Raw genomic sequence first — 23,561 nt, 5'->3', positions numbered from 1 at the left:
TGCCGTGTTCCGACCCGAAAGGAGGGAGCCATGCAATATCTACGCAACGTGTCCCGATTTGCCGCCGCCGCGGCGCTGGCTGCCGGCTGCGCCGTCGCCGCGTCGGGCGCGTACGCACAATCGGACGGCTTGCCCGCGGCGAGCCAGCAGGGCGATGTCAGCTACGTGTCAGGCGGCATCGGCAAGGATCAATCGACGGCATTCGAGCAGAACGAGGCGGCGTGGCCGCTCGCACTGCGCTTCACCGGCAAGGGCGGCGAATACCTGGCCGACGTCCATGTGCGGATCGTCGACAGCAAGGGCACCGAGCTGCTGACGACGGACGCGCGCGGGCCGTACATGCTCGTCAAGCTGCCGCCTGGGCGCTACACGGTGCATGCGGCGTACCAGGGCAGCGACGAATCGCGCGCGGTCACGGTCGGTGCGAAGGGCGGGGCGAAGGCCGCGTTCCAGTGGAGTGCGCAGTAGCGCATCGCGCGCGGGCGCGGTCAGGCCGCGCAATCGGAGGCGGTTTCGCCCATAATGAGAGCCACGGCACCTGTGCCGTGGCTTTTTCGTTTCCTGCGCCCGGCTTGCCCGCCGGGGCCGCCGTCCGGAGGAGAAACGATGTCCGATGCTGCCGACCCTCGCCTGGAAATCGTACCGAACCGCCATCGCGTGCGCGTGATCCATCGCGGCATCACGTATGCCGATTCACACGGCGCGCTGACCGTGCGCGAAACGGGCCTGCCGGACATCCATTACCTGCCGCGCGGCGACGTCAACATGCACAGGCTCGTGATGTCGAGCGTCACGACGGATTGTCCGCTGAGGGGCCGTGCCGTGTATTTCAACCTGCAGACGGAAGACGGCGTGATCGAGAACGCCGCATGGAGTTACGAGGAACCGGGGGAGACCGCGTCCGCGCTTGCGCACTACGTCGCCTTCGATGTCGCGCGGGTCGACAGTCTCATCGAGACGTCCTGATGCGGCGCGTGTTCATCGGGGAGGCATCATGGAACTGAACGACACGTTACGCGTACCGCTCGCGCCGGCCGTCGTGCGGGAGGCACTCGAGGATCTCGCGTTGCTGCGGGCGAGCTTCGACCATTGCGAATCGTTCGTGAAGCACGCGCACGGCGAGTTCGCGCTGACCATCACGGTGCCGCTCGGCCCGCTGCGTGCCCGCTACGACGTGCGTGCGCATCTGGCGAGCGAGCAGGGCGACGCGGAAGGCCAGCCGCGCCGCGTGCTCAACTTCAAGGCGCGGGCCGACGGCCTCGGCGCGGTGCGCGGGCAGGTCGAGCTGGTGCTGCGGCCGGACGATGACGACGCGGCCGCGACACGTATCGAATACGTGGTGTGGGCGACGGCGAGCGGCCCGCTTGCCGAACTGCCGGCGCGGCAGATCGAGAATGCGCTGTTCGCGTGGACCGACGATTTCTTCCGCGAATTCTGCGCGGTCGTGCAGGCGAAGCACGGTCTCGTGCCGAACCGCGCGCGTTCGCGCCCGCAACGTCGCCAGCATGTGTTCCTGCGGCCCGCGTCGCTGATGGCCGCGGCGAAGCGTCCGCTGCCGCCGCACCTTGGCGGCGCGCTGAGCGGCCGCGTCGCGAGCGCCGTGCATCATCGCGAATCCGGCCCGCTGCCCGTCTGGGCGTGGGCGGCGATCGTCGTGTTCGTCGCGCTGCTGCTGTATGCGGCGCGCTGGATCAACGGCGTCTGAGCGGCCGGCGTGCCACCGCGTTACCCGGCCGGACGCCGGCGGCGCGGCGGCCATTAGCGCCGCGCATCGGGCCCGGCGCCGCGAAATTCCCTCCGATAGGCCGATGGCGACGTGCCGAGCGAGCCCGCGAAATGCTGGCGCAGCGATACGCTCGAGCCGTAGCCGGCCGCCTGCGCGATCGCGTCGATCGATTGTCCCGTAGTTTCCAGTAGATGCTGCGCGCGCGTGAGCCGCTCGGCCTGCAGCCACGCGGTGACGGTCGTGCCCGTCGCCTGGCGGAAGTGGCGCGTGAACGTGCGCCGGCTCATCAGCACGCGTTCGGCGAGCGAATCCACACTGTGCGCGATGTCCAGATGCGCGCGCACCCAGTCGAGCAGGCCCGCGAGCCGCGCATCGCGCGGGTGCGCGGCAACCGGCTGCGGCACGTATTGCGCCTGCCCGCCCTGGCGGTGCGGCGGGATCACGAGGCGGCGCGCGATCCGGTTCGCGGCGTCCGAGCCGAAGCGCCGCCGCACGACGTGCAGGCAGCAGTCGAGCCCCGCGGCCGTGCCGGCCGACGTCATCAGGTTGCCGTCGTCGACGTACAGCACATCGGGGTCGAGCTTCACGCGCGGAAAGCGCTGGGCGAAGTCGTCGGCCCATGCCCAGTGCGTCGTGGCCGGGCGTCCGTCGAGCAGCCCGGCCGCGGCGAGCACGTACGCGCCGAGGCACAGGCCGACGACCTGCGCGCCGCGCGCGGCGGCCGCGCGCACTGCATCGACCAGCACGTCAGGCGGCGCTTCGTCGGGATCGCGCCATGCCGGCACGATGACGATGTCCGCGTCGTCGAGCGCATCGAGCCCGTACGGCGCGGTGATCGTGAAGCCGCCCGTCGTCGACAGCGGGCCGCGCTCGGCCGAGCACACGCGAAACTCGAACGTGGGCATCGCGGCCGCATCGCGTTCCTTGCCGAACACGACGGATGGCACCGACAGGTGGAACGGGCTGATGCCGTCGTACGCGATCACGGCGACGACGGTCGGGGCAGGGGCAACGGACGACGCGGCGGCGCGCATGACGGGCTCCGGAATGGCGATGGCCCGATTCTATCGAAGAATGGCTATCGGGCCACTGTCCGTCTGCGCGATGCGATCCGACAATGCATCGCATCGCGCTGCTGGCCGCCCCGTTCCGGAGCGGGGCGGCGCTGCCGAAACCGGAGCCTGCCATGTCGAATGCCATATTGCCTTCCGCTTCCCGCCGCGCGCTGATCGTGATCGATGTCCAGAACGAATACGTAACGGGCAACCTGCCGATAGAGTATCCGCCCGTCGACGCATCGCTGGCGAACATCGGCCGTGCGATCGACGCCGCGCACGCGGCGGGCGTGCCCGTGATCGTCGTCCAGCACGTCGCGCCGGCGGGTGCGCCGATCTTCGCGCCGGGGACGGACGGCGTCGCGCTGCATCCGGTCGTCGCCGACCGGCCGTATGCGCACCTGATCGTGAAGGCGCAGGCCAGTTCGTTCGCCGGCACCGATCTTGCCGCATGGCTCGACGCGCACGGCATCGACACGCTCGCGGTCGCCGGCTACATGACGCACAACTGCAATGCATCGACGGTCTATCACGCGGCGCACGCGGGGCTCGCCGTCGAGTATCTGGCGGACGCGACCGGCGCGTTGCCGTACGTGAATGGCGCGGGTGCGGCGAGTGCTGAAGAGATTCACCGCGCGTACACGGTCGTGTTTCAGTCTAATTTCGCGGCCGTGATGTCGACCGATGAATGGATCGCGGGGCTCGGCGGCGCGGCGATGCCGGCGCGCGATTCGGTGGCCGCGTCGAACCGGCGGGCCCGCGCGCAACGCGCGAAGGCCGCCTGAGCGAATCGGGGAGGGCAGGGGCGACCGGGCGGAGCGGTGCCGCCGTCTGCGCGTGGCCGGTTCGACCGGCCGGTCGCGATGACACGGCCTGCGGCGCGCCGGCGGAGGGGCCGTCGGTCAGTCGCTCGTCTTCAGCATCGCCGGGCTGTAACGCATCATGTCGAAGCAGCCGTCGACGAGCTGTTCCGCATGCTGCTCGGCATCGATCTCGTCGGGCAGCATCAGCATGTCACGCACGAAACCGCTGACGAGCGTGTGCAGCATCAGCGTCGCGCGCCATGTGTCGAGCCGCTCGGGCAGCAGCTTGAGCCGCACGGCGCCCGCGAGATCGGCATCGATCGCGTGCAGCGCCTCGCTCATCCCCGCACGGTTGCGCTGCAGCAGCGGCTCCATGTCCGCGACGTACTCGCACTTCATGAACAGGATGCTGAACACGCGCCGCAACTGCGAGTCGCGCTGTACACCGAGCAGGCACCAGATCAGGATCTTGCGGATTTTCTCCAGCGGATTGCCGCCGGGTGCGTCGAGCGGCATCCGCTTGAGCTCGTCGATCGGCAGGAACACGCGGTCGAACATCGCGTCGAACAGCTCACTCTTGTTCGCGAAATGCCAGTAGATCGCGCCGCGCGTCACGCCGGCGTGCTGGGCGATGTCGGCGAGCGACGTGTGCGACACGCCCTTCTCGAAGAACACGTGTTCGGCGGCGTCGAGAATGCGGTTGCGCGTCTCGAGCGCCTCCTCCTTGGTGCGTCTGACCATGTGCAGGCCTGAATGGATCGATCGTAGGTGAATATAGGGTCGGCAACCCTCGTCGTCGCTGTGCGGACGGGCTATGCTTGCGACTGGTAATAATTCGTGAGACCTAGCGGTTGGCGACGGGCGAGCGGGCTTTTTACATACATTCGTGAATGTATATACAATACCACCCTACGATCGAATGACCAAAGTGGCAATCAGTTAATATCCCACTCTGCTGATTCCCGCCAAAGTACCAGTCCGCAGTTCGCGGCATCTCGTCGGCATGGAGGTCTCGTGCCGACTTGCTGTATCCAGTAGTCCAGTAATTCAGGTGTTCGATCTGCGCCGCGAGGCGCATCCGTGTTGCGCTCCCGTCGGGTGCTGCACTTATTCCATTGGTTATACACAGAGGTCGCTCCATGCGCGTCGAACGGGTTCCATACCGCTTGATCACTGTCGCGGCAGCCGCGGTTTTTCTGGCTGCATGCGGAAAAAAAGAATCGGCACCGCCGCCGCAAACGCCGGAAGTCGGCGTCGTCACCGTCCAGCCGCAAGCCGTGCCGGTCTTCAGCGAACTGCCGGGCCGCACCAGCGCATTCCTCGTCGCGCAGGTCCGCGCGCGGGTCGACGGCATCGTGCTGCGTCGTGAGTTCACCGAAGGCACCGACGTCAAGGCTGGCCAGCGTCTGTACAAGATCGATCCGGCGCCGTACATCGCGGCATTGAACAGCGCGAAGGCGACGCTCGCGAAGGCGCAGGCGAACCTCGTCACGCAGAACGCGCTGGTCGCGCGCTACAAGGTGCTCGTGGCCGCGAACGCGGTCAGCAAGCAGGACTACGACAACGCGGTGGCCACCCAGGGGCAGGCCGCGGCGGACGTCGCGGCCGGCAAGGCGGCGGTCGATACCGCACAGATCAACCTCGGCTACACGGACGTGGTCTCGCCGATCACGGGCCGCGTCGGCATTTCGCAAGTGACGCCGGGCGCCTACGTGCAGGCGAGCCAGGCGACGCTGATGTCGACGGTGCAGCAGCTCGACCCCGTGTACGTGGACCTCACGCAATCGAGCCTCGAGGGCCTGAAGCTGCGCCAGGACGTGCAGAGCGGCCGCCTGAAGACGAGCGGCCCGGGCGCGGCGAAGGTGTCGCTGATCCTCGAGGACGGCAAGACGTATTCGGAAGTCGGCAAGCTGCAGTTTTCCGACGTGACGGTCGACCAGGCAACCGGCTCGGTGACGATCCGCGCGGTCTTCCCGAACCCGGGCCGCGTGCTGCTGCCGGGGATGTTCGTGCGTGCGCGTATCGAGGAAGGCGTGAACGAGAATGCGTTCCTGGTGCCGCAGATCGGCGTCACGCATGACCAGAAGGGCCAGGCGATCGCGATGGTGGTGAACGCGAGCAACAAGGTCGAGCCGCGTACGCTGAAGACGTCGGGCATGCGCGGCCAGGACTGGATCGTCGAAGGCGGTCTGCAGGCGGGCGACCACGTGATCGTGCAGGGCGGCGAGAAGGTGCGTCCGGGCGCGACCGTGAAGTCGGTGGCGGCACAACTCGCCCCGGCGGCCGGTGCCGCATCGGGTGTCGCCGCTGCCACCGCCGCGCCGGCTGCCGCCGGTTCCGGCGCCGCCGCCGCGTCCGGTGCCGCCGCATCGGGCGCCGCGCCGGCGAGTGCCGCCGCTGCTTCGAGCGCGCAATAACAGGGAGCCTGTTTCATGGCAAAGTTTTTTATCGATCGCCCGATCTTCGCGTGGGTGATCGCCATCATCCTGATGCTGGCCGGGGTCGCGGCGATCTTCACGCTGCCGATCTCGCAGTATCCGACGATCGCGCCGCCATCGATCCAGATCACCGCGAACTACCCGGGCGCTTCCGCGAAGACGGTGGAAGACACGGTGACGCAGGTGATCGAGCAGCAGATGAGCGGTCTCGACAACTTCCTGTACATGTCGTCGACCAGTGACGACTCGGGCAACGCGACGATCACGCTGACGTTCGCGCCGGGCACCAACGCCGACATCGCGCAGGTCCAGGTGCAGAACAAGCTGTCGCTCGCGACGCCGGTTCTGCCCCAGGTCGTGCAGCAGCTCGGCCTGTCGGTGACGAAGTCGAGCAGCAGCTTCCTGCTGGTGCTCGCCTTCAACTCCGAAGACGGCAGCATGAACAAGTACGACCTCGCGAACTTCGTGGCGTCGCACGTGAAGGATCCGATCAGCCGGCTGAACGGCGTCGGCACCGTCACGCTGTTCGGCTCGCAGTACGCGATGCGGATCTGGCTCGACCCGACCCGCCTGACGAACTACGGCCTCACGCCGGTCGACGTGAGCTCGGCGATCACCGCGCAGAACGTGCAGATCGCGGGCGGTCAGATCGGCGGCACGCCGGCCAAGCCGGGCACCATGCTGCAGGCGACGATCACCGAATCGACGCTGCTGCAGACGCCCGAGCAGTTCGGCAACATCCTGCTGAAGGTCAACCAGGACGGCTCGCAGGTTCGCCTGAAGGACGTCTCGAAGATCGAGCTCGGCGGCGAAAACTACAACTTCGACACGAAGTACAACGGTCAGCCGACCGCGGCACTCGGTATCCAGCTCGCGACCAACGCGAACGCGCTCGCGACCGCGAAGGCCGTGCGCGCGAAGATCGACGAGCTCGCACCGTTCTTCCCGCACGGCCTCGTCGTGAAGTATCCGTACGACACGACGCCGTTCGTGAAGCTGTCGATCGAGGAAGTGGTCAAGACGCTGCTCGAAGGTATCGTGCTCGTGTTCCTCGTGATGTATCTGTTCCTGCAGAACCTGCGGGCGACGATCATCCCGACGATTGCGGTGCCGGTGGTGCTGCTCGGCACGTTCGCGATCATGTCGCTCGTGGGCTTCTCGATCAACACGCTGTCGATGTTCGGCCTCGTGCTCGCGATCGGCCTGCTGGTGGACGATGCGATCGTGGTGGTCGAGAACGTCGAGCGCGTGATGGCGGAAGAGGGCCTGTCACCGAAGGAGGCGACCCGCAAGGCGATGGGCCAGATCACCGGCGCACTCGTCGGCGTGGCGCTGGTGCTGTCGGCGGTGTTCGTGCCGGTCGCGTTCTCCGGCGGTTCGGTCGGCGCGATCTATCGTCAGTTCTCGCTGACGATCGTGTCGGCGATGGTGCTGTCGGTGCTGGTCGCGTTGATTCTGACGCCCGCACTGTGCGCGACGATCCTGAAGCCGATCCCGCAAGGGCATCACGAAGAGAAGAAGGGCTTCTTCGGCTGGTTCAACCGCACGTTCAACAACAGCCGCGACAAGTACCACGTCGGCGTGCACCACGTGATCAAGCGTTCGGGCCGCTGGCTCATCATCTACCTGGTCGTGATCGTCGCGGTTGGCCTGCTGTTCGTGCGCCTGCCGAAGTCGTTCCTGCCGGATGAAGACCAGGGCCTGATGTTCGTGATCGTGCAGACGCCGTCGGGCTCGACGCAGGAAACGACCGCGAAGACGCTCGCGAATATTTCCGACTACCTGCTGAAGGACGAGAAGGAAATCGTCGAATCGGCGTTCACGGTCAACGGCTTCAGCTTCGCGGGTCGCGGCCAGAACTCGGGTCTCGTGTTCGTGCGACTGAAGGACTACTCGCAGCGTCAGCATGCGAACCAGAAGGTGCAGGCGCTGATCGGCCGGATGTTCGGGCGCTACGCGGGCTACAAGGACGCGATCGTGATCCCGTTCAACCCGCCGTCGATTCCCGAACTCGGCACGGCCGCGGGCTTCGACTTCGAGCTGACGGACAACGCCGGTCTTGGCCACGACGCGCTGATGGCCGCGCGTAACCAGCTGCTCGGGATGGCCTCGAAGGATCCGACGCTGCAGGGCGTGCGCCCGAACGGTCTGAACGACACGCCGCAGTACAAGGTCGACATCGACCGCGAGAAGGCGAATGCGCTCGGCGTGACGGCGGATGCGATCGACCAGACGTTCTCGATCGCGTGGGCGTCGAAGTACGTGAACAACTTCCTCGACACCGACGGCCGGATCAAGAAGGTGTACGTGCAGGCCGACGCGCCGTTCCGGATGACGCCGGAGGACATGAACATCTGGTACGTGCGCAACGGGTCGGGCGGGATGGTGCCGTTCAGCGCGTTCGCGACCGGTCACTGGACGTACGGTTCGCCGAAGCTCGAGCGCTACAACGGCGTGTCGGCGATGGAAATCCAGGGTCAGGCCGCGCCGGGCAAGTCGACCGGCCAGGCGATGACCGCGATGGAAGGGCTCGCGAAGAAGCTGCCGGTCGGTATCGGCTATTCGTGGACCGGCCTGTCGTTCCAGGAAATCCAGTCGGGTTCGCAGGCGCCGATCCTGTATGCAATCTCGATCCTCGTCGTGTTCCTGTGTCTCGCGGCGCTGTATGAAAGCTGGTCGATCCCGTTCTCGGTGATCATGGTGGTGCCGCTCGGCGTGATCGGTGCACTGCTCGCGGCGACGATGCGCGGCCTCGAGAACGACGTGTTCTTCCAGGTCGGCCTGCTGACCACCGTGGGCTTGTCCGCGAAGAACGCGATCCTGATCGTGGAATTCGCGCGCGAACTGCAGATGACGGAGAAGATGGGGCCGATCGAGGCCGCGCTGGAAGCAGCGCGCCTGCGGCTGCGTCCGATCCTGATGACGTCGCTCGCGTTCATTCTCGGCGTGATGCCGCTCGCGATCAGCAACGGCGCGGGTTCGGCGAGCCAGCACGCGATCGGCACGGGCGTGATCGGCGGGATGATCACGGCGACGTTCCTCGCGATCTTCATGATCCCGATGTTCTTCGTGAAGATCCGCGCGATCTTCAGCGGCGAGAAGGAAGACGTCGATCAGGCGCTGCGCCTCGCTCAGGAGCACTCGCACCACGAAGAGAAGCCGGGCAACGGCGACGAAGGCAACAAGGGACAGTGATGATGCAAAAACACGCTTTGACTGCAATCGCGGTCGCGCTCTTTGCCACGGGCTGCACGATGGCGCCGCATTACAAGCGGCCCGACGCGCCCGTCGCACAGGCGTACCCGGCCGGCGGCGTCTATGCGACGCAGCCGGGCGCTGCCGGCGCGCGCAGCGCGAACGGCCAGGCGGCGACCGCCATCGGCTGGCGCGAATTCTTCGTCGATCCGCGCCTGCAGCGGCTGATCGAGATCGCGCTGAAGAACAACCGCGACCTGCGCGTGTCGGTGCTGAACATCGAGGCGGCGCGCGCGCAGTACCAGATCACGCGCGCGGGCCTGTTCCCGACGCTCGACGGCACCGGCACGGGCAGCATCCAGCGCGTGCCGCAGGGCCTGTCGCAGACGGGTGCGCCGTATATCTCGCGCGCCTACAACGTCGGCGTTTCGGCGTCGTGGGAACTCGACCTGTTCGGCCGCGTGCAGAGCCTGAAGGACCAGGCGCTCGCGCAGTACCTGTCGACGTCGTATGCGCGGCAGGCTGCCGAGATCTCGCTCGTGTCGCAGGTCGCGGACCAGTACCTGACGCTGCTGTCCACCGATGACCTGCTGCAGGTCACGGAGAACACGCTGAAGACGGCACAGGCGTCGTACGACCTGACGAAGCTGCAGTTCGACAACGGCACGGGCTCCGAGCTCGAGCTGCGTCAGGCGCAGACGGTCGTCGAGACGGCGCTCGCGAACCAGCAGGCGCAGGCGCGTGCGCGTGCGCAGGCGCTGAACGCGCTGGTGCTGCTGATCGGCGAGCCGCTGCCGGACGATCTGCCGGCGGGCATGCCACTCGATGCGCAGAACCTGCTGACGGACGTGCCGGCCGGTCTGCCGTCCGACCTGCTGACGCGTCGTCCTGACGTGATGCAGGCCGAGCAGACGCTCCTGGCCGCGAACGCGAACATCGGCGCGGCACGCGCGGCGTTCTTCCCGCGTATCTCGCTGACGGGCGCGTTCGGCACCGGCAGCCCGACGCTCGGCGGCCTGTTCAAGGCCGGCACGGCGGCGTGGTCGTTCGCGCCGCAGATCACGATGCCGATCTTCGAAGGCGGGCAGAACATCGCGAACCTGAACCTCGCGAACGTGCAGAAGCGTATCGAGATCGCCAACTACGAGAAGGCGATCCAGTCGGCGTTCCGCGAAGTGTCGGACGGGCTGGCTGCACGCGGCACGTACGATCAGCAGATCGCCGCGCTCGAGCGAAACGAGCACGCGCAGCAGCGTCGCTTCGACCTGTCGGACCTGCGCTACAAGAATGGTGTCGACAGCTACCTGTCGGTGCTGACTGCGCAGACCGACCTGTACTCGGCGCAGCAGTCGCTGATCAGCGCGCGTCTGGCACGCTGGACGAACCTGGTCACGCTTTACCGCGCATTGGGCGGCGGCTGGATCCAGCGCGCCGGCGAGACGCCGCGCGCACCGGACGAAACGGTCGACTACGACAAGGCGGCCGCACCGGCGCCTGCGTCGGCAGCGGCGACGAACGGGTAAGCACGAAGGCGGGCAGGGGCGGGCGACCGCTCCGGTTCGCCGAGGTCGCGGTTCCCGGGATACGACAACGCCACGGACGAAAGTCCGTGGCGTTTTTTTGCGGCCAGTTTGGTTTGCGGCGACCGCGGATCGTCATCACCGGCACCGCCGGCACCACCGCTATCGCCGCCCAACCACTCGCCACAAAGCAAAACGCCACGGCAAGCCGTGGCGTTTTTCCTCTACCGTATCGCGCCATGCGCCGGCGCATCCGGGGCGGATCGATCAGTGATGCACGTCGGCCGGGCGTCCGTCGAAGTCGTGCCCTGCGCGACGGATCTCGCAACGTGCGTCCTTCTCGGCCTTCACGCCGTTGAACACGATGTTCAGGATCACGGCGGTGGCGGACGCGAGCAGGATGCCGCTGTGCAGGATCGGTGCGAGCGCGGGCGGCAGCTTCGAAAAGAAGTGCGGTGACACGACCGGCACGAGGCCCATCCCGACGCTGACGGCGACGATGAACAGGTTGTGCGAGTTGTCTACGAAGTCGACCTTCGACAGCACCTTGATGCCGTTCGCGGCCACCATCCCGAACATCACGATACCCGCGCCGCCGAGCACGAACGGCGGCACCGATGCGACGACCTGCGCCATCTTCGGGAACAGGCCGAGCAGCACCAGGATCACGCCGCCCGTCGCGCAGACGAACCGGCTCTTCACGCCCGTCACGCCGATCAGGCCGACGTTCTGCGAGAACGACGTATGCGGAAACGAGTTGAAGATGCCGCCGATCAGCGTGCCGAGGCCGTCGACGCGCAGGCCGCGCACGAGGCGCTCCTGGTTGACCGGGCGATCGACCATGTCGCCGACCGCGAGGAACATGCCGGTCGATTCGATGAACGTGACGAACATCACCGTGACCATCGTCGCGATCGACAGCGGGTCGAAATGCGGCAGGCCGAAGTGGAACGGCATCACGAAACCGACCCACGGTGCGTGCGCGACGCCGTCGGTATTCACGCGACCGATCGCGAATGCGATCACGAAGCCGGCGACGATGCCGAGCAGCACCGAGATGTTCGCGATGAAGCCGCGGCCGAACTTGTTGATCAGCAGGATCAGCGTGAGCACGAGCAGCGACAGGCCGAGGTAGACGGGGCTGCCGTATTCGGGGTTGCCGACGCCGCCCGCTGCCCAGTTGATCCCGACTTCCATCAGCGACAGCCCGATCACCGCGATCACGGTGCCGACGACGACCGGCGGAAAGAACCGCAACAGCTTGCCGATCATCGGCGCGAGCACGATGCCGATGATGCCGGCCGCGATGGTCGAGCCGAAGACGTCGAGAATGCCGAGGCCGGGGTTGGTGCCGATCGCGATCATCGGGCCGACGGCCGCGAACGTGCAGCCCATGATGACGGGCAGGCGGATCCCGAAGATCCACAGGCCGAGCGTCTGGATCAGCGTGGCGATACCGCACGAAAACAGATCGGCGCTGATCAGGAACGCGATCTGGTCTTTCGGCAGCTTCAGCGCGCCGCCGACGATAAGCGGCACGGCTACGGCGCCGGCGTACATGACGAGGACGTGCTGCAGACCAAGCGTTACAAGCTTGCCGGTCGGCAGCACCTCATCGCACGGATGGACCGTGTTCGATTGCATCTGTCTCACTCCATGATCTTGTTTTCGGGGTGATACGAAGTTATGCGGAATGGAACATCGCAACAAGAGCACTGGGTTCTATTCCGTTCTTTGCTGGTTCGATATGCCATTTCGGCATGAAACAGGGTGTCGATCATCGGGAAACTGCCGCTGGAGTGAGGTTCCCCGGTTTTATAGCCCTTCAAAATAGTGCATGCCGCCATGTCAAATATCGGCGGCTTTATGGTGTGTATCGCGATCGTGGCATAGTGGAAAAAACGACCGGTGGAAAATCGCGCCGGGTTAACCCGCTGGCGGCCGTTCTGGCGCGTAACGCGTGGCCGGGTGAAACCGATGGTGCGCGGCTGCGTTTTTCACGTCGCCAGGGTGTCAAAAACGCCGAGCAAGTCGGGCCGCATGTCGCGATCCCGCTATCATCGATATCCGTTCACTCGAATACGCCAACCCGTCATGCGCCTGCTCGGAATCGACCTCGGTACCGGCTCCGTCAAACTCGTCACGCTCGATGCCGATGGCGTCGAGCGCGCGGTTGCGAGCCAACCCTATGCGTTGTCGTCGCCGCAGCCGGGCTGGGCGGAAATTGCCCCCGACGTGTGGTGGCAGGCGCTCGTGCGCGCCGCTGCGCGGCTGCCGGCCGGTGAGCGCGCGCAGGTCGCGGCGATCGGCTTCTCCGGCCAGATGCATGGCGTCGTGCTGATCGACGCGGCCGGGCAGCCGGTGCGGCCCGCGCTGTTGTGGCCCGATACGCGCGCGGTGCGCGAAGCGGACGCGGCCGACTGGCCGGACGCGCCGAATCCCGTCGCGCCCGGCATGGCGGGCCCCCTGTTGCGCTGGCTGGCCGCACACGAACCGCACGCGTTGCGGGACGCACGCTGGGCCGTGCAGCCGAAGGACTGGCTGCGCGTCGCGCTGGGCGGCGAGATCGCGGCCGATCCGAGCGATGCATGCGCGACGGCGCTCGCGACGCCGGACGGCGCGTGGGATTCGGCGCTGATCGACGCGCTGGGCTTGCCCGTCGACCGGTTCGCACCTGAGCGGGCGTCGGGTGCGCGCTGCGGTGTGCTCGATGCGACGGCGGCGGCGGCACTCGGGCTGCCGGCCGGCGTGCCGCTCGCGACGGGGGCGGCCGATACGGCGTGCGCGGCGCTCGGCAGCGGACTCGTCGCGGCCGGCGACGCGCTGCTGACCACCGGCAGCGGTGGCCAGATCGTCGTCCTCGCGGACAGGTTGCCGCCCGCACGGCGCGGGCTGCATCGTTATCGCACGGCGGCGGGCGGCGGCTATTACACGATGGCCGCGATGCAGAACGTCGGGCTCGCGCTCGAAGCCGTGCGCGGCTGGCTCGGCTATCCGGGCTGGCCGGATGCGTACGACGACGCGTTCGCCGGGCCGGCGTCGGAGCGGCTCTGCTTCCTGCCGTACCTGACGGGCGAGCGTTCGCCGTGGATGAATCCCGACGCGCGCGGCGGCTGGCTCGGTCTCGGGCTCGGCGACACGCGCGGCGCGATGATGCGCGCCGCGTTCGAGGGCGTCGCATTCGCGTTGCGCGCGGGGCTCGATGCGATTCGCGATGCGAACCGGGTCGATCCGGTGACGACGCTGCGCCTCGCCGGTGGTGGCTCGGTCGATCCGCGCTGGCGTCAGTTGCTCGCGGATGCGCTCGGCGCGTCGCTCGACGCGGTCGATTGCCCGAACGCCGCGACGCGCGGCGCCGCGCTGCTCGCGGGCGTCGCGATCGGACACTGGCGCGAAGACGCGCTGCGCACGCTGGCGCCGACCGCGTCGCCGGTCGCCGCACCGCACGACGATCGCGCGCTGGCCGCACGCCATGCGCGTTTCGTCGATCTGTATGCGCGAACGGATGCGTGGTTCACGACCGGCGTTTAAACTCGGGCACTTGTCCTGTCGCGCCAGCGGTGACGCGTCGCGGCAAGCCGGCGGCTGTTTCCCGCACGCGACGGGCGGCGGGATCGGGGATCATGACGGGCACGCTCCGGTATCGCCGTGTCGCGCGGCACGGCCCGACCTGATCACGCACGCGCTGCCGCTCGAGACGCTCCCCGGCGGCGCCGACCCGATGAAGACGGGCGAATCGATTCGCCCGATCGTGCTGTATTGAACGGAAGGGAACTCCATGCTCGAACTCGTTACTTCGCATGCTTGCCACGGTGGCGAGCAACGCTTCTATCGCCACGATTCGAAGGCGATCGGCCTGCCGATGAAGTTCTCGGTGTACCTGCCGCCGCAGGCCGCGCACGGGCGCGTGCCGGCGCTGTTCTATCTCGCGGGGCTTACGTGCACCGAGGAGACGTTCGCGATCAAGGGCGGCGCGCAGCAGTACGCGGCGCAGCACGGCCTCGCGCTCGTGATGCCCGATACGAGCCCGCGCGGCGCGGGCGTGCCGGGCGAGACCGATACATGGGATTTCGGCGTCGGCGCGGGTTTCTATGTCGACGCGACGCAAGCTCCGTGGTCGACGCATTACCGGATGGAATCGTACGTGACGGGCGAGTTGCGCGAGCTTGTCGCGGCCGAGTTGCCGATCGACGGCACGCGGCTCGGGATCTTCGGCCACTCGATGGGTGGGCACGGCGCGCTGACGCTCGCGCTGCGTCATCCCGACCTGTACCGATCGGTGTCGGCGTTCGCGCCGATTGCCGCGCCGACGCGTTGCCCGTGGGGCGAGAAGGCGTTCTCGGGCTACCTCGGCGACGATCGCGACGCGTGGAAGCAGCACGACGCGAGCGAACTCGTCATGCGCGCGGATGCGCCGAAGTTCGCGGACGGCATCCTCGTCGACCAGGGCCTCGCCGATCAATTCCTCGCGAACCAACTGAATCCGGACGTATTCGAAGCCGCGTGCGCGAAGGCCGGCCAGCCGCTGACGCTGCGCCGCCATGCGGGCTACGACCACGGTTACTACTTCATCTCGACGTTCATCGCCGCTCACATCGCGCATCACGCACGCGTGCTCGCACTGTGAGCGGGGTGCGGCACGCGTGACCCGCGGTGCGCGCCGCACGTCGCGCGCGCATGCAAAAACGCCGGCGGCCTTTCGGCTACGCCGGCGTTTTGGTTTTCGCCGCTCGACGATCAGTGGCGCCGCAACAGGCTCGCGCCATATACGAGCGCGGACAGCGCGGTGATCCAGAAGCTCGTCGGCCAGTCGGTGTGATACGCGAGAGCGATCCCGGCCCACGCCTCGAACAGCGCGAACAGCGCGGCGAGCAGCACACCGGTCGACAGCCGCGTCGACACGTTTTGCGCGGCCGCGGCCGGCCCGACCAGCAGCGTGAACACGAGCAGCACGCCGACGATCTGCGTTGCCGCCGCCACCGCGAGCGCGCACACCGCGAGGAACAGCACCGACACCGTGCGCAGCGACACGCCCTTGGCTTCGGCCAGCTCAGGCTGCAGCGACGCGAACAGCAGCGGCCGCGCGATCAGCGCGAGCGCGACGAGGCTCACCGCGCCGATGCCGGCCAGCACCGCGAGCGTGTCGCGGCTGACCGCGAGCACGTTGCCGAACAGCAATGCGGTGACCTGCGTCGCGAACGACGTATAGAAGTGCAGGAACAACAGGCCGAAGCCGAGCGCGCCGGACAGGATCACGCCGATCGCGACGTCGCGGCCCGCGAGTTTTTCGCCGAGCGCGCCCATGCCGATCCCGGCCGCGAGCGTGAAGCCGACCATCCCCCAGATCGGCGAGATGCCGAGCAGCACCGCGCCCGTCGCGCCGGTAAAGCCGACGTGCGACAGCGCATGGCCGGCGAAGGTTTGTCCGCGCAGCACCAGGAAGTAGCCGACGATGCCCGCGAGCACCGCGACGATTCCCGACGCGGCGAACGCGTTGATCATGAAGTCGTATTCAAACATCGTGCGAATGCCCGGGATGAGCATGTCCGTGGTGGTGATGGCCGTGTCCGCCGCCACCGCCGTGCGAGTGGCCGTCGTCGTCCTCGTGTTCGTGGTCGTGCTTCTCGATCTCGACGTCGCCCGACATCACGAAGATCTTGCCGTTCACGCGCATCACGTCGATCGGCGAGCCGTAGAGCCGCGACAGCACCGGCCTGGTGATGACCTCGTCGACGGTGCCGAGCGCCGCGACGCCGTTGCCGAGATACAGCACGCGGTCGAGCGCGTTCAGCAGCGGATTCAGTTCGTGCGCGGAGAACAGCACGGTGATGCCGAGCTCGCGCTGCACGTTGCGCACGAGTTCGACGACGCCGCGCTGGTGGTTCGGGTCGAGGCTGATCAGCGGTTCGTCGAGCAGCAGCAGCTGCGGATTGCCGAGCAGGCATTGCGCGAGCAGCAGGCGCTGCCGCTCGCCGCCCGACAGCTCCGACAGCGGCCGGCGCGCGAGCGTCTGGCCGCCGACGAGGTCGAGCACGCGGTCGACGTCGCGCCGCGTCGCGGCGTTCGCGTGCGGCAGCCCCCAGCGGTGGCCGTCGGCGGCCATCGCGACGAAGTCGTAGCCGCGCATCCGGCGATTCGCGAGGCCGCTTCTGATCTGCGGCATGTAGCCGATCGACGCGTTGCCGCGCGCGACCGGCACGCCGCCGACCGACAGCGTGCCGCCCGTGACGGGCACGAGACCGAGCACCGCGCGCATCAGCGTCGTCTTGCCCGCGCCGTTCGGCCCGAGCACGCCGACGAATTCGCCGGGCTCGATCGAGAAACTCACGTCGCGAAGGATCGTGCGTCCGCCCAGTTCGAGCGTGACGCGATCGAGTGCGAGTGCGTGGGGAGTGTCGGTCATGGTGTTGACTGGGTCACTTCTTGCTGGCGGAAAGCGCGGCCGCGAGCGCGTCGAGCTGGCCGGCCATCCATTGCTGGAAGGTCTTGCCGGCCGGCTGCGTCTCGGTGACGCTCACGCCCGGCACACCGCTGTCGCGCGCGATCTTCAGCAGGCGCTTGGTCATCGGCGCTTCGGCCTGGCTGTTGTAGATCAGCACGCGCACCTGTTTCTTGCGCAGGTCGTTCTCGAACGCGGCGACGTCCTGCGCGCTGGCTTCGGTGTCGTTCATCGTCGCAAGCTGGAAGCGCTGGTTGCGCATGTCGAGGCCGATCGCGTCGGACATGTAGCCGAACACCGGCTCGGTGGCCGTCACCGGCACGCCCTTGTATTGCGCGCGCAGCGCGGCGACCTTGTCGTCGACGGGCTTCAGCGACGCGACGAACTTCTGCAGGTTCGCGTCGTAGTCGGCCTTGTTCGCCGGATCGGCACGGCCGAGCTCGGCCGCGATCGCGCGCGCGGCGGCCGGCATGGTCGCCGGGTCGTACCACAGGTGCGGGTTGTCGCCGGCCTTCTTGCCGACGAGATCCGCCACGACGATCGTCGCGCGCTTCGCCTGCTTCGATGCGCCGAGCAGTTTGCCCATCCACGGATCGTAGTCCGCGCCGTTGTAGATCACGACCTGCGCGTGCTGCAGCGCGCGCGCGGTCTTCGGGCTCGCTTCGAACAGGTGCGGATCCTGGTCGGGATTGCTGAGGATGCTGGTCACCGCGACATGGCGGCCGCCGATCTGCGATGCGACGTCGCCATAGAAATTCTCGGCGGCGACCACATTGACGGTCGCGGCCTGCGCGAAGGCGGGTGAGGCGATCGACAGCGCGGCGGCCGCGGCGGCGAACAGACGAGCAAGCGGCAGGGCACGCCGCGGCGCGCGCTTCAGGGCAATGGACATGAAACTCCTCGTTGGAAGGGGCGGCGCGTGCGCCGCGCGTATGCGGTGTCAGCGTTGCGCGGGCTTGCCCTTGCAGTGCCCGCACAGGCCGTTCAGCTCGACGACCTGGTGGTGGACTTCGAACCCGTGCGCGGGCGCGCTCGCTGACAGCTGTTTCGCGAGGTCGCTGCCCGGAATCTCGACGGTCTCGCCGCACGAGTCGCAGATCAGGAACTGCCCTTCGTGCGGCACGCCGATCTCGCAGCACGCGAAGAACGCGTTCTTCGATTCGATCCGGTGGATGAAGCCGTGCTCGACGAGGAAATCCAGCGCGCGATAGACGGTCGTCGGCGGCACGCGGCCGCGCTGCGGCTCGAGCTCGGCGAGCAGGTCGTACGCGCCGATCGGGCGCTGCGCGGCCAGCACGCGTTCGTAGACCTGGCGGCGCAGCGGCGTCCACGCGAGCCCGTGCTCGGCGGCGAATGCGTCGGCCCGGGACAGCCGGGCGTCGATGTGCGATGAGGTGGCCATGGCGTGGAGCTGGCAATGAGACGAAGTATCGCGATGATATAACGTATCTTCTCATCGTGCAGCCCGAATTCTGCCCCGCGCACCGGCTGTGTCCCCTTCATCGCCGTTTCAGCCGCGCCGCACCCAGCGCGCCGCGCCTTGCCGGGCGCGGTTCTCCGCGCCCGGCAAGGCGCAGTCGTGCCGCAGCGCATCATCGAAAGCCGCCGTGTCGCCTTGACAGCGTGAATCGCGTATCCGATCATTCGACCAACAAGAGAGCAATTGATCGGTCGGCGAGCGTTCGCTCACCTCGCGGCCTTCGTACAGCAGAACGAACCGGAGACAACCAGTGAGACTGGAAGACAAGGTCGCGATCCTGACGGGTGCGGCCAGCGGCATCGGCGAAGCGGTCGCGCAACGCTATCTGGACGAGGGCGCGCGCTGCGTGCTGGTCGACGTGAAGCCCGCGGGCGGTTCGCTCGCACGGCTGATCGAGGCGAACCCCGGCCGCGCGGTGGCCGTCACCGCGGACGTCACGCGACGCGACGATATCGCGCGGATCGTCGCCACCGCCGTCGAGCGGTTCGGCGGCGTCGACATCCTGTTCAACAACGCGGCGCTGTTCGACATGCGCCCGATCCTCGACGAATCCTGGGACGTGTTCGACCGGCTGTTCGCGGTCAACGTGAAAGGGCTGTTCTTCCTGATGCAGGCCGTCGCGCAGCGGATGGTCGAACAGGGGCGCGGCGGCAAGATCGTCAACATGTCGTCGCAGGCCGGGCGTCGCGGCGAGGCGCTCGTTTCGCACTACTGCGCGACCAAGGCCGCGGTGATCAGCTACACGCAGTCGGCCGCGCTCGCGCTCGCGCCGCACCGGATCAACGTGAACGGCATCGCGCCGGGCGTGGTCGACACACCGATGTGGGAGCAGGTCGATGCGCTGTTCGCGCGCTACGAGAACCGGCCGCTCGGCGAGAAGAAGCGGCTCGTTGGCGAAGCCGTGCCGCTCGGCCGGATGGGCGTGCCGGGCGACCTGACGGGCGCCGCGCTGTTCCTCGCGTCGGCCGACGCCGACTACATCACCGCCCAGACGCTGAACGTCGACGGCGGCAACTGGATGAGCTGACATGACGCCGCTCGCACGCGCAACCCGGGCGTCCGCGCCGCGTGCGGCCGCCGCCGCACGAGGGCACGCATGATGGCCGAAATCGTCGTGGCCGGCGAACTGCTGGCCGAATTCGTCGCCGCCGAGCGTGGCCAGGGTTTCGACACGCCGGGCCTGTTCGCGGGCCCGTTTCCGAGCGGTGCGCCGGCGATCTTCGCCGACCAGGCCGCGCGGCTCGGCGCGCGCGTCGCGTATGCGGGCTGCGTCGGCCGCGATGCGTTCGGCGACGCGATCGTCGCGCGGCTCGAGCGCGACGGCGTCGACGTCGCGCGCATCCGTCGTGTCGCGCGTCCGACCGGCACCGCGTTCGTCGCGTATCGCGACGACGGTTCGCGCAGCTTCGTGTTCAGCCTGTCGACCAGCGCGGCCGCGTGCGTCGACGCATCCGACGTCGACACCGCGATGTTCGACGGTTGCCGCTACTTCCATGTGATGGGCTCGTCGCTGACGAGCGAATCGGCGATCGCGGCCGTCCAGCGCGGCGTGATCGAAGCGGCGCGCGTCGGCGCGAAGGTGTCGTTCGACCCGAACGTGCGGCCCGAGATACTGAGCTTCCGTCCGATGCGCGCGGCGCTCGACACGATGCTCGCCGCTTGCCATCTGTTTCTGCCGAGCGAGGCCGACCTGCCGTTCTTCTGCGGGCCGCAGCCAGCCGAGCGCGCGATCGCCGGGCTGCTCGCGACGCATCCGCTGCTCGAGCGCGTCGTGCTCAAGCGTGGCGCGGCCGGCAGCGCCGCGTTCGACCGTGCGAGCCGTGTGGACGTGCCGGCCTGGCCGGTCGACGAACTCGATCCGACCGGTGCCGGCGACTGCTTCGGCGGCACGTTGGTCGCGAGCCTCGTCGCCGGCCTGCCGATCGACGTCGCGCTGCGCCGCGCGAACGCGGCCGGCGCGATCGCGGTCACGCGGCGCGGCCCGATGGAGGGCAACAGCAGCGCGACTGAAATCGACCGCTTCCTGACCGAACGAGGTATCGCATGTCCGGCCTGACCCCCGTCGCCGAACGCCCGCGCAACGCGCACGCCGACGCCGTGCTGCGGATGATCTTCGATGCGAACCGCGCGGATGCGCAGCGCGGCATCTATTCGATCTGCAGCGCGCACCGGCTCGTGCTGGAGGCCGCGTGCGAGGCCGCGCGCGCGGACGGCTCGCCGCTTCTGATCGAGGCGACCTGCAACCAGGTGAACCATCTCGGCGGCTACACGGGCATGACGCCCGCCGATTTCCGGCGCGACGTCGATGCGATCGCGCAGCGCTGCGGGCTCGCGCCGTCGGCGCTCGTGCTCGGCGGCGACCATCTGGGCCCGAACCCGTGGCGGCACCGTCGCGCGGCCGATGCGATGCGCGAAGCGGCCGCGATGGTCGCCGCGTATGTCGAAGCCGGGTTCGAGAAGATCCACCTGGACGCGAGCATGGCGTGCGCGGACGATCCGGAGCGGCTCGACGACCGGACGATTGCCGCCCGCGCGGCCGAGCTGTGCCGCGCGGCCGAAGACGCGGCGGCGCGCGCCGGCCTTGCGCCCGTCTACGTGATCGGCACCGAGGTGCCGACGCCGGGCGGCGAAGTGGCCGGCGACACGGGCGGCGATGGGATCGCGCGGATCGCGGTCACGCGCAGCGACAGCATCGCCGCGACGCTGGACGCGCATCGCGCCGCATTCGCGGCGGCGGGGCTCGACGACGCATGGACGCGCGTGGTCGCGATTGTCGCGCAGCCGGGCGTCGATTTCGACGATCGCCACGTGCTCGACTACGACAGCGCGAAGGCCGCGTCGCTTGGTGCGAGCATCCTGCGCACGCCGCGCCTCGTGTTCGAAGCGCATTCGACCGACTACCAGACCGAAGGCGCACTCGCCGCGCTCGTGCGCGACCACTTCGCGGTGCTGAAGGTTGGGCCCGCGCTGACCTTCGCGTTGCGCGAGGCGCTGTTCGCGCTCACCTTCATCGAGGACGCGCTGATCGTCGACGTCGCGCAGCGCTCGCGGTTGCGCGACGTGGTCGACGCCGCGATGCGCGCGCAACCCGAGCACTGGGCGCCGTATTACCGCGGCGACGAAACCGAGCAGCGGCTCGCGCGCCAGTTCAGCTACAGCGACCGGATCCGCTACTACTGGCTGCAGCCGGCCGTCGCGGCGGCGGTCGAGCAGTTGTTCGACAACCTTGCGCGGCAGCCCGTGCCCGAGACGCTCGTCGCGCAGTGGCTGCCGGACGTGTACGCGGCTTGCCGCGCGGGCGGCCTCGCGAGAGAGCCGCGCGCATGGGTGCGCCACCGGATACGCGACGTGATCGCGCACTATGCGCGCGCGTGCGGGATGCAGCGGCCGTCGTGACGGGTCGCGAAGGAAACACGGCAACACGAAACAAGCAACACGCAATACGCAACACCGACGACAGTTCGAACAATCACAGGAGACATGCCATGCAACGAAAGATGCTCGATGCCGCCGCACGCTGCTTCGCCGGAGCCGCGCTCGCGACGGCTGCGTGCGCGGCGTCGGCCGGCACGCTGACGATCGCGACGCTGAACAACCCGGACATGATCGAGTTGAAGAAGCTGTCGCCGGCGTTCGAGAAGGCGAACCCGGACATCAAGCTGAACTGGGTGATCCTCGAGGAAAACGTGCTGCGCCAGCGCGCGACCACCGACATCACGACCGGCAGCGGCCAGTTCGACGTGATGGCGATCGGCACGTATGAAACGCCGCAGTGGGGCAAGCGCGGCTGGCTCGCGCCGATGACCGGACTGCCCGCCGACTACGACCTGAACGACATCGTGAAGACCGCGCGCGACAGCCTGTCGTACAACGGCCAGCTGTATGCGCTGCCGTTCTACGTCGAAAGCTCGATGACGTTCTACCGCAAGGACTTGTTCGCGGCGAAGGGGCTGAAGATGCCCGACCAGCCGACCTACGACCAGATCGCCGAATTCGCGGACAAGCTCACCGACAAGTCGAAGGGCACCTACGGCATCTGCCTGCGCGGCAAGGCCGGGTGGGGCGAGAACATGGCGTACGTGTCGACGGTCGTGAACACGTTCGGCGGGCGCTGGTTCGACGAGAACTGGAACGCGCAGCTGACGTCGCCGGAATGGAAGAAGGCGATCAATTTCTACGTGAACCTGCTGAAGAAGGACGGCCCGCCGGGAGCGAGCTCGAACGGCTTCAACGAGAACCTGACCCTGACCGCATCGGGCAAGTGCGCGATGTGGATCGACGCGACGGTCGCGGCCGGGATGCTCTATAACAAACAGCAGTCTCAGGTCGCCGACAAGGTCGGCTTCGCGGCCGCGCCGGTCGCCGCCACGCCGAAGGGCTCGCACTGGCTGTGGGCGTGGGCGCTGGCCGTGCCGAAGACGTCGAAGCAGCAAGATGCCGCGCGCAAGTTCATCGCATGGGCGACGTCGAAGCAGTACATCGAGATGGTCGGCAAGGACGAAGGCTGGGCGTCGGTGCCGCCGGGTACGCGCGCGTCGACCTACCAGCGCCCCGAGTACAAGGCCGCCGCGCCGTTCTCGGACTTCGTGCTGAAGGCGATCGAGACGGCCGACCCGAACGATCCGTCGCTGAAGAAGGTGCCGTACACGGGCGTGCAGTACGTCGGGATTCCTGAATTCCAGTCGTTCGGCACGGTGGTCGGGCAGGCGATCGCGGGTGCGGTGGCCGGCCAGATGACGGTCGACCAGGCGCTCGCCGCCGGGCAGGCCGCCGCCGATCGCGCGGTGCGCCAGGCCGGCTACAAGAAGTAACGCGGCCCCCGCCGTGCGCGCCGCCGCGCACGGTGCACGTCGCCGAAGCAGACAGGGCGGGCGGCCATTCGCGCCCGCGCCTCAACCGGAGGGA

Annotated in this window: 21 protein-coding genes and 1 pseudogene; 14 read left to right on the top strand and 8 right to left on the bottom strand. The window is 68.1% G+C overall.

Annotated features, from left to right (window positions below; translation table 11 throughout):
* Positions 1–30: 30 nt before the first annotated feature.
* From ACT2FV_RS29905 to ACT2FV_RS29895, 3 genes are all read left to right on the top strand, one after another.
* Entirely contained in the window at positions 31–468 is a 438-nt protein-coding gene (locus ACT2FV_RS29905; protein ID WP_124900971.1) for a carboxypeptidase-like regulatory domain-containing protein, read from the top strand.
* Between the two features lie 138 nt (positions 469–606).
* Positions 607–966, top strand: coding sequence for a DUF427 domain-containing protein (locus tag ACT2FV_RS29900; RefSeq protein WP_124900972.1), 360 nt, complete (start codon positions 607–609; stop codon positions 964–966).
* 28 nt (positions 967–994) lie between these two features.
* A complete protein-coding gene (locus ACT2FV_RS29895; protein WP_151051265.1) occupies positions 995–1,705 on the top strand; it encodes a CoxG family protein in 711 nt (236 codons plus the stop codon).
* A 53-nt stretch (positions 1,706–1,758) separates the two neighbouring features.
* Here the strand turns inward: ACT2FV_RS29895 and ACT2FV_RS29890 are convergent, their stop codons facing one another.
* Positions 1,759–2,760 carry a helix-turn-helix domain-containing protein gene (locus ACT2FV_RS29890; protein ID WP_444505282.1) on the bottom strand — a complete coding sequence of 334 codons (1,002 nt, stop codon included), beginning with the start codon at positions 2,758–2,760 and terminating at the stop codon, positions 1,759–1,761.
* 152 nt (positions 2,761–2,912) lie between these two features.
* Between ACT2FV_RS29890 and ACT2FV_RS29885 the strand changes: the two genes are divergently transcribed.
* The gene (locus tag ACT2FV_RS29885; protein WP_174906204.1) at positions 2,913–3,566 is read left to right on the top strand and encodes a cysteine hydrolase family protein; all 654 of its coding nucleotides are present in this window, start codon (positions 2,913–2,915) and stop codon (positions 3,564–3,566) included.
* A gap of 117 nt (positions 3,567–3,683) precedes the next feature.
* Here ACT2FV_RS29885 and ACT2FV_RS29880 read toward each other — a convergent pair whose 3' ends face one another.
* Positions 3,684–4,325 carry a TetR family transcriptional regulator gene (locus tag ACT2FV_RS29880; RefSeq protein ID WP_059607945.1) on the bottom strand — a complete coding sequence of 214 codons (642 nt, stop codon included), beginning with the start codon at positions 4,323–4,325 and terminating at the stop codon, positions 3,684–3,686.
* A 398-nt stretch (positions 4,326–4,723) separates the two neighbouring features.
* Here ACT2FV_RS29880 and ACT2FV_RS29875 point away from each other — a divergent pair, with 398 nt between their 5' ends.
* The 3 genes from ACT2FV_RS29875 to ACT2FV_RS29865 are packed head-to-tail and all read left to right on the top strand — an operon-like array spanning position 4,724 to position 10,740.
* Positions 4,724–6,001: an efflux RND transporter periplasmic adaptor subunit gene (locus ACT2FV_RS29875; RefSeq protein WP_124621422.1), complete on the top strand. Its 1,278-nt coding sequence runs from the start codon at positions 4,724–4,726 to the stop codon at positions 5,999–6,001.
* 15 nt (positions 6,002–6,016) lie between these two features.
* Positions 6,017–9,217, top strand: a complete 3,201-nt coding sequence (bpeB, locus tag ACT2FV_RS29870; RefSeq protein ID WP_444505281.1) for an efflux RND transporter permease BpeB — start codon at positions 6,017–6,019, stop codon at positions 9,215–9,217.
* On the top strand, positions 9,217–10,740 hold the full coding sequence (locus tag ACT2FV_RS29865) for an efflux transporter outer membrane subunit (RefSeq protein WP_059607948.1): 1,524 nt from the start codon (positions 9,217–9,219) through the stop codon (positions 10,738–10,740). Before bpeB ends, ACT2FV_RS29865 begins: the two co-directional genes overlap by 1 nt.
* A gap of 264 nt (positions 10,741–11,004) precedes the next feature.
* On the opposite strand, the gene ACT2FV_RS29860 is transcribed toward ACT2FV_RS29865, so the two are convergent.
* Positions 11,005–12,381: a nucleobase:cation symporter-2 family protein gene (locus tag ACT2FV_RS29860; RefSeq protein WP_185633702.1), complete on the bottom strand. Its 1,377-nt coding sequence runs from the start codon at positions 12,379–12,381 to the stop codon at positions 11,005–11,007.
* 450 nt (positions 12,382–12,831) lie between these two features.
* On the opposite strand from ACT2FV_RS29860, the gene ACT2FV_RS29855 reads away from it, so the two are divergent.
* From ACT2FV_RS29855 to fghA, 3 genes are read left to right on the top strand one after another with little or no spacing between them, the layout of a single operon-like run.
* Positions 12,832–14,268, top strand: a complete 1,437-nt coding sequence (locus tag ACT2FV_RS29855; RefSeq protein WP_124621428.1) for a xylulokinase — start codon at positions 12,832–12,834, stop codon at positions 14,266–14,268.
* A 10-nt stretch (positions 14,269–14,278) separates the two neighbouring features.
* Positions 14,279–14,500, top strand: a complete 222-nt coding sequence (locus ACT2FV_RS29850) for a hypothetical protein (RefSeq protein ID WP_444505280.1) — start codon at positions 14,279–14,281, stop codon at positions 14,498–14,500.
* Positions 14,501–14,515: 15 nt separating this feature from the next.
* Positions 14,516–15,364: an S-formylglutathione hydrolase gene (gene fghA, locus ACT2FV_RS29845; RefSeq protein ID WP_444505279.1), complete on the top strand. Its 849-nt coding sequence runs from the start codon at positions 14,516–14,518 to the stop codon at positions 15,362–15,364.
* Between the two features lie 110 nt (positions 15,365–15,474).
* Here the strand turns inward: fghA and ACT2FV_RS29840 are convergent, their stop codons facing one another.
* From ACT2FV_RS29840 to ACT2FV_RS29820, 5 genes and pseudogenes are all read right to left on the bottom strand, one after another.
* Positions 15,475–16,257, bottom strand: coding sequence for a metal ABC transporter permease (locus ACT2FV_RS29840; protein WP_059607953.1), 783 nt, complete (start codon positions 16,255–16,257; stop codon positions 15,475–15,477).
* Between the two features lie 367 nt (positions 16,258–16,624).
* Positions 16,625–17,140, bottom strand: a pseudogene (locus ACT2FV_RS29835) (ATP-binding cassette domain-containing protein); the annotation flags it as partial.
* 13 nt (positions 17,141–17,153) lie between these two features.
* Entirely contained in the window at positions 17,154–18,068 is a 915-nt protein-coding gene (locus ACT2FV_RS29830; protein WP_175817672.1) for a metal ABC transporter solute-binding protein, Zn/Mn family, read from the bottom strand.
* 48 nt (positions 18,069–18,116) lie between these two features.
* Positions 18,117–18,578, bottom strand: a complete 462-nt coding sequence (locus ACT2FV_RS29825; protein WP_059607956.1) for a Fur family transcriptional regulator — start codon at positions 18,576–18,578, stop codon at positions 18,117–18,119.
* Between the two features lie 108 nt (positions 18,579–18,686).
* A complete protein-coding gene (locus ACT2FV_RS29820) occupies positions 18,687–18,923 on the bottom strand; it encodes a hypothetical protein (protein WP_151051484.1) in 237 nt (78 codons plus the stop codon).
* On the opposite strand from ACT2FV_RS29820, the gene ACT2FV_RS29815 reads away from it, so the two are divergent.
* From ACT2FV_RS29815 to ACT2FV_RS29800, 4 genes are all read left to right on the top strand, one after another.
* Entirely contained in the window at positions 18,907–19,683 is a 777-nt protein-coding gene (locus tag ACT2FV_RS29815; RefSeq protein ID WP_059607957.1) for an L-iditol 2-dehydrogenase, read from the top strand. The two genes, ACT2FV_RS29820 and ACT2FV_RS29815, sit on opposite strands and share 17 nt — an antisense overlap.
* A 72-nt stretch (positions 19,684–19,755) precedes the next feature.
* Positions 19,756–20,712 carry a sugar kinase gene (locus ACT2FV_RS29810; protein ID WP_444505458.1) on the top strand — a complete coding sequence of 319 codons (957 nt, stop codon included), beginning with the start codon at positions 19,756–19,758 and terminating at the stop codon, positions 20,710–20,712.
* Entirely contained in the window at positions 20,700–22,052 is a 1,353-nt protein-coding gene (locus ACT2FV_RS29805) for a D-tagatose-bisphosphate aldolase, class II, non-catalytic subunit (protein WP_059607958.1), read from the top strand. Before ACT2FV_RS29810 ends, ACT2FV_RS29805 begins: the two co-directional genes overlap by 13 nt.
* 89 nt (positions 22,053–22,141) lie before the next feature.
* Positions 22,142–23,467 (top strand): ABC transporter substrate-binding protein, encoded by a 1,326-nt coding sequence (locus ACT2FV_RS29800; protein ID WP_124621435.1) that lies wholly within the window; start codon positions 22,142–22,144, stop codon positions 23,465–23,467.
* The last annotated feature ends 94 nt before the right edge of the window (positions 23,468–23,561 follow it).

Origin of the sequence: Burkholderia sp. PR2 (genome assembly GCF_052372875.1) — a bacterium.
Lineage (GTDB): Bacteria > Pseudomonadota > Gammaproteobacteria > Burkholderiales > Burkholderiaceae > Burkholderia > Burkholderia diffusa.
The sequence above is the reverse complement of the archived record's forward strand: the minus strand, read 5'-3'. Positions and strand labels throughout refer to the sequence as shown.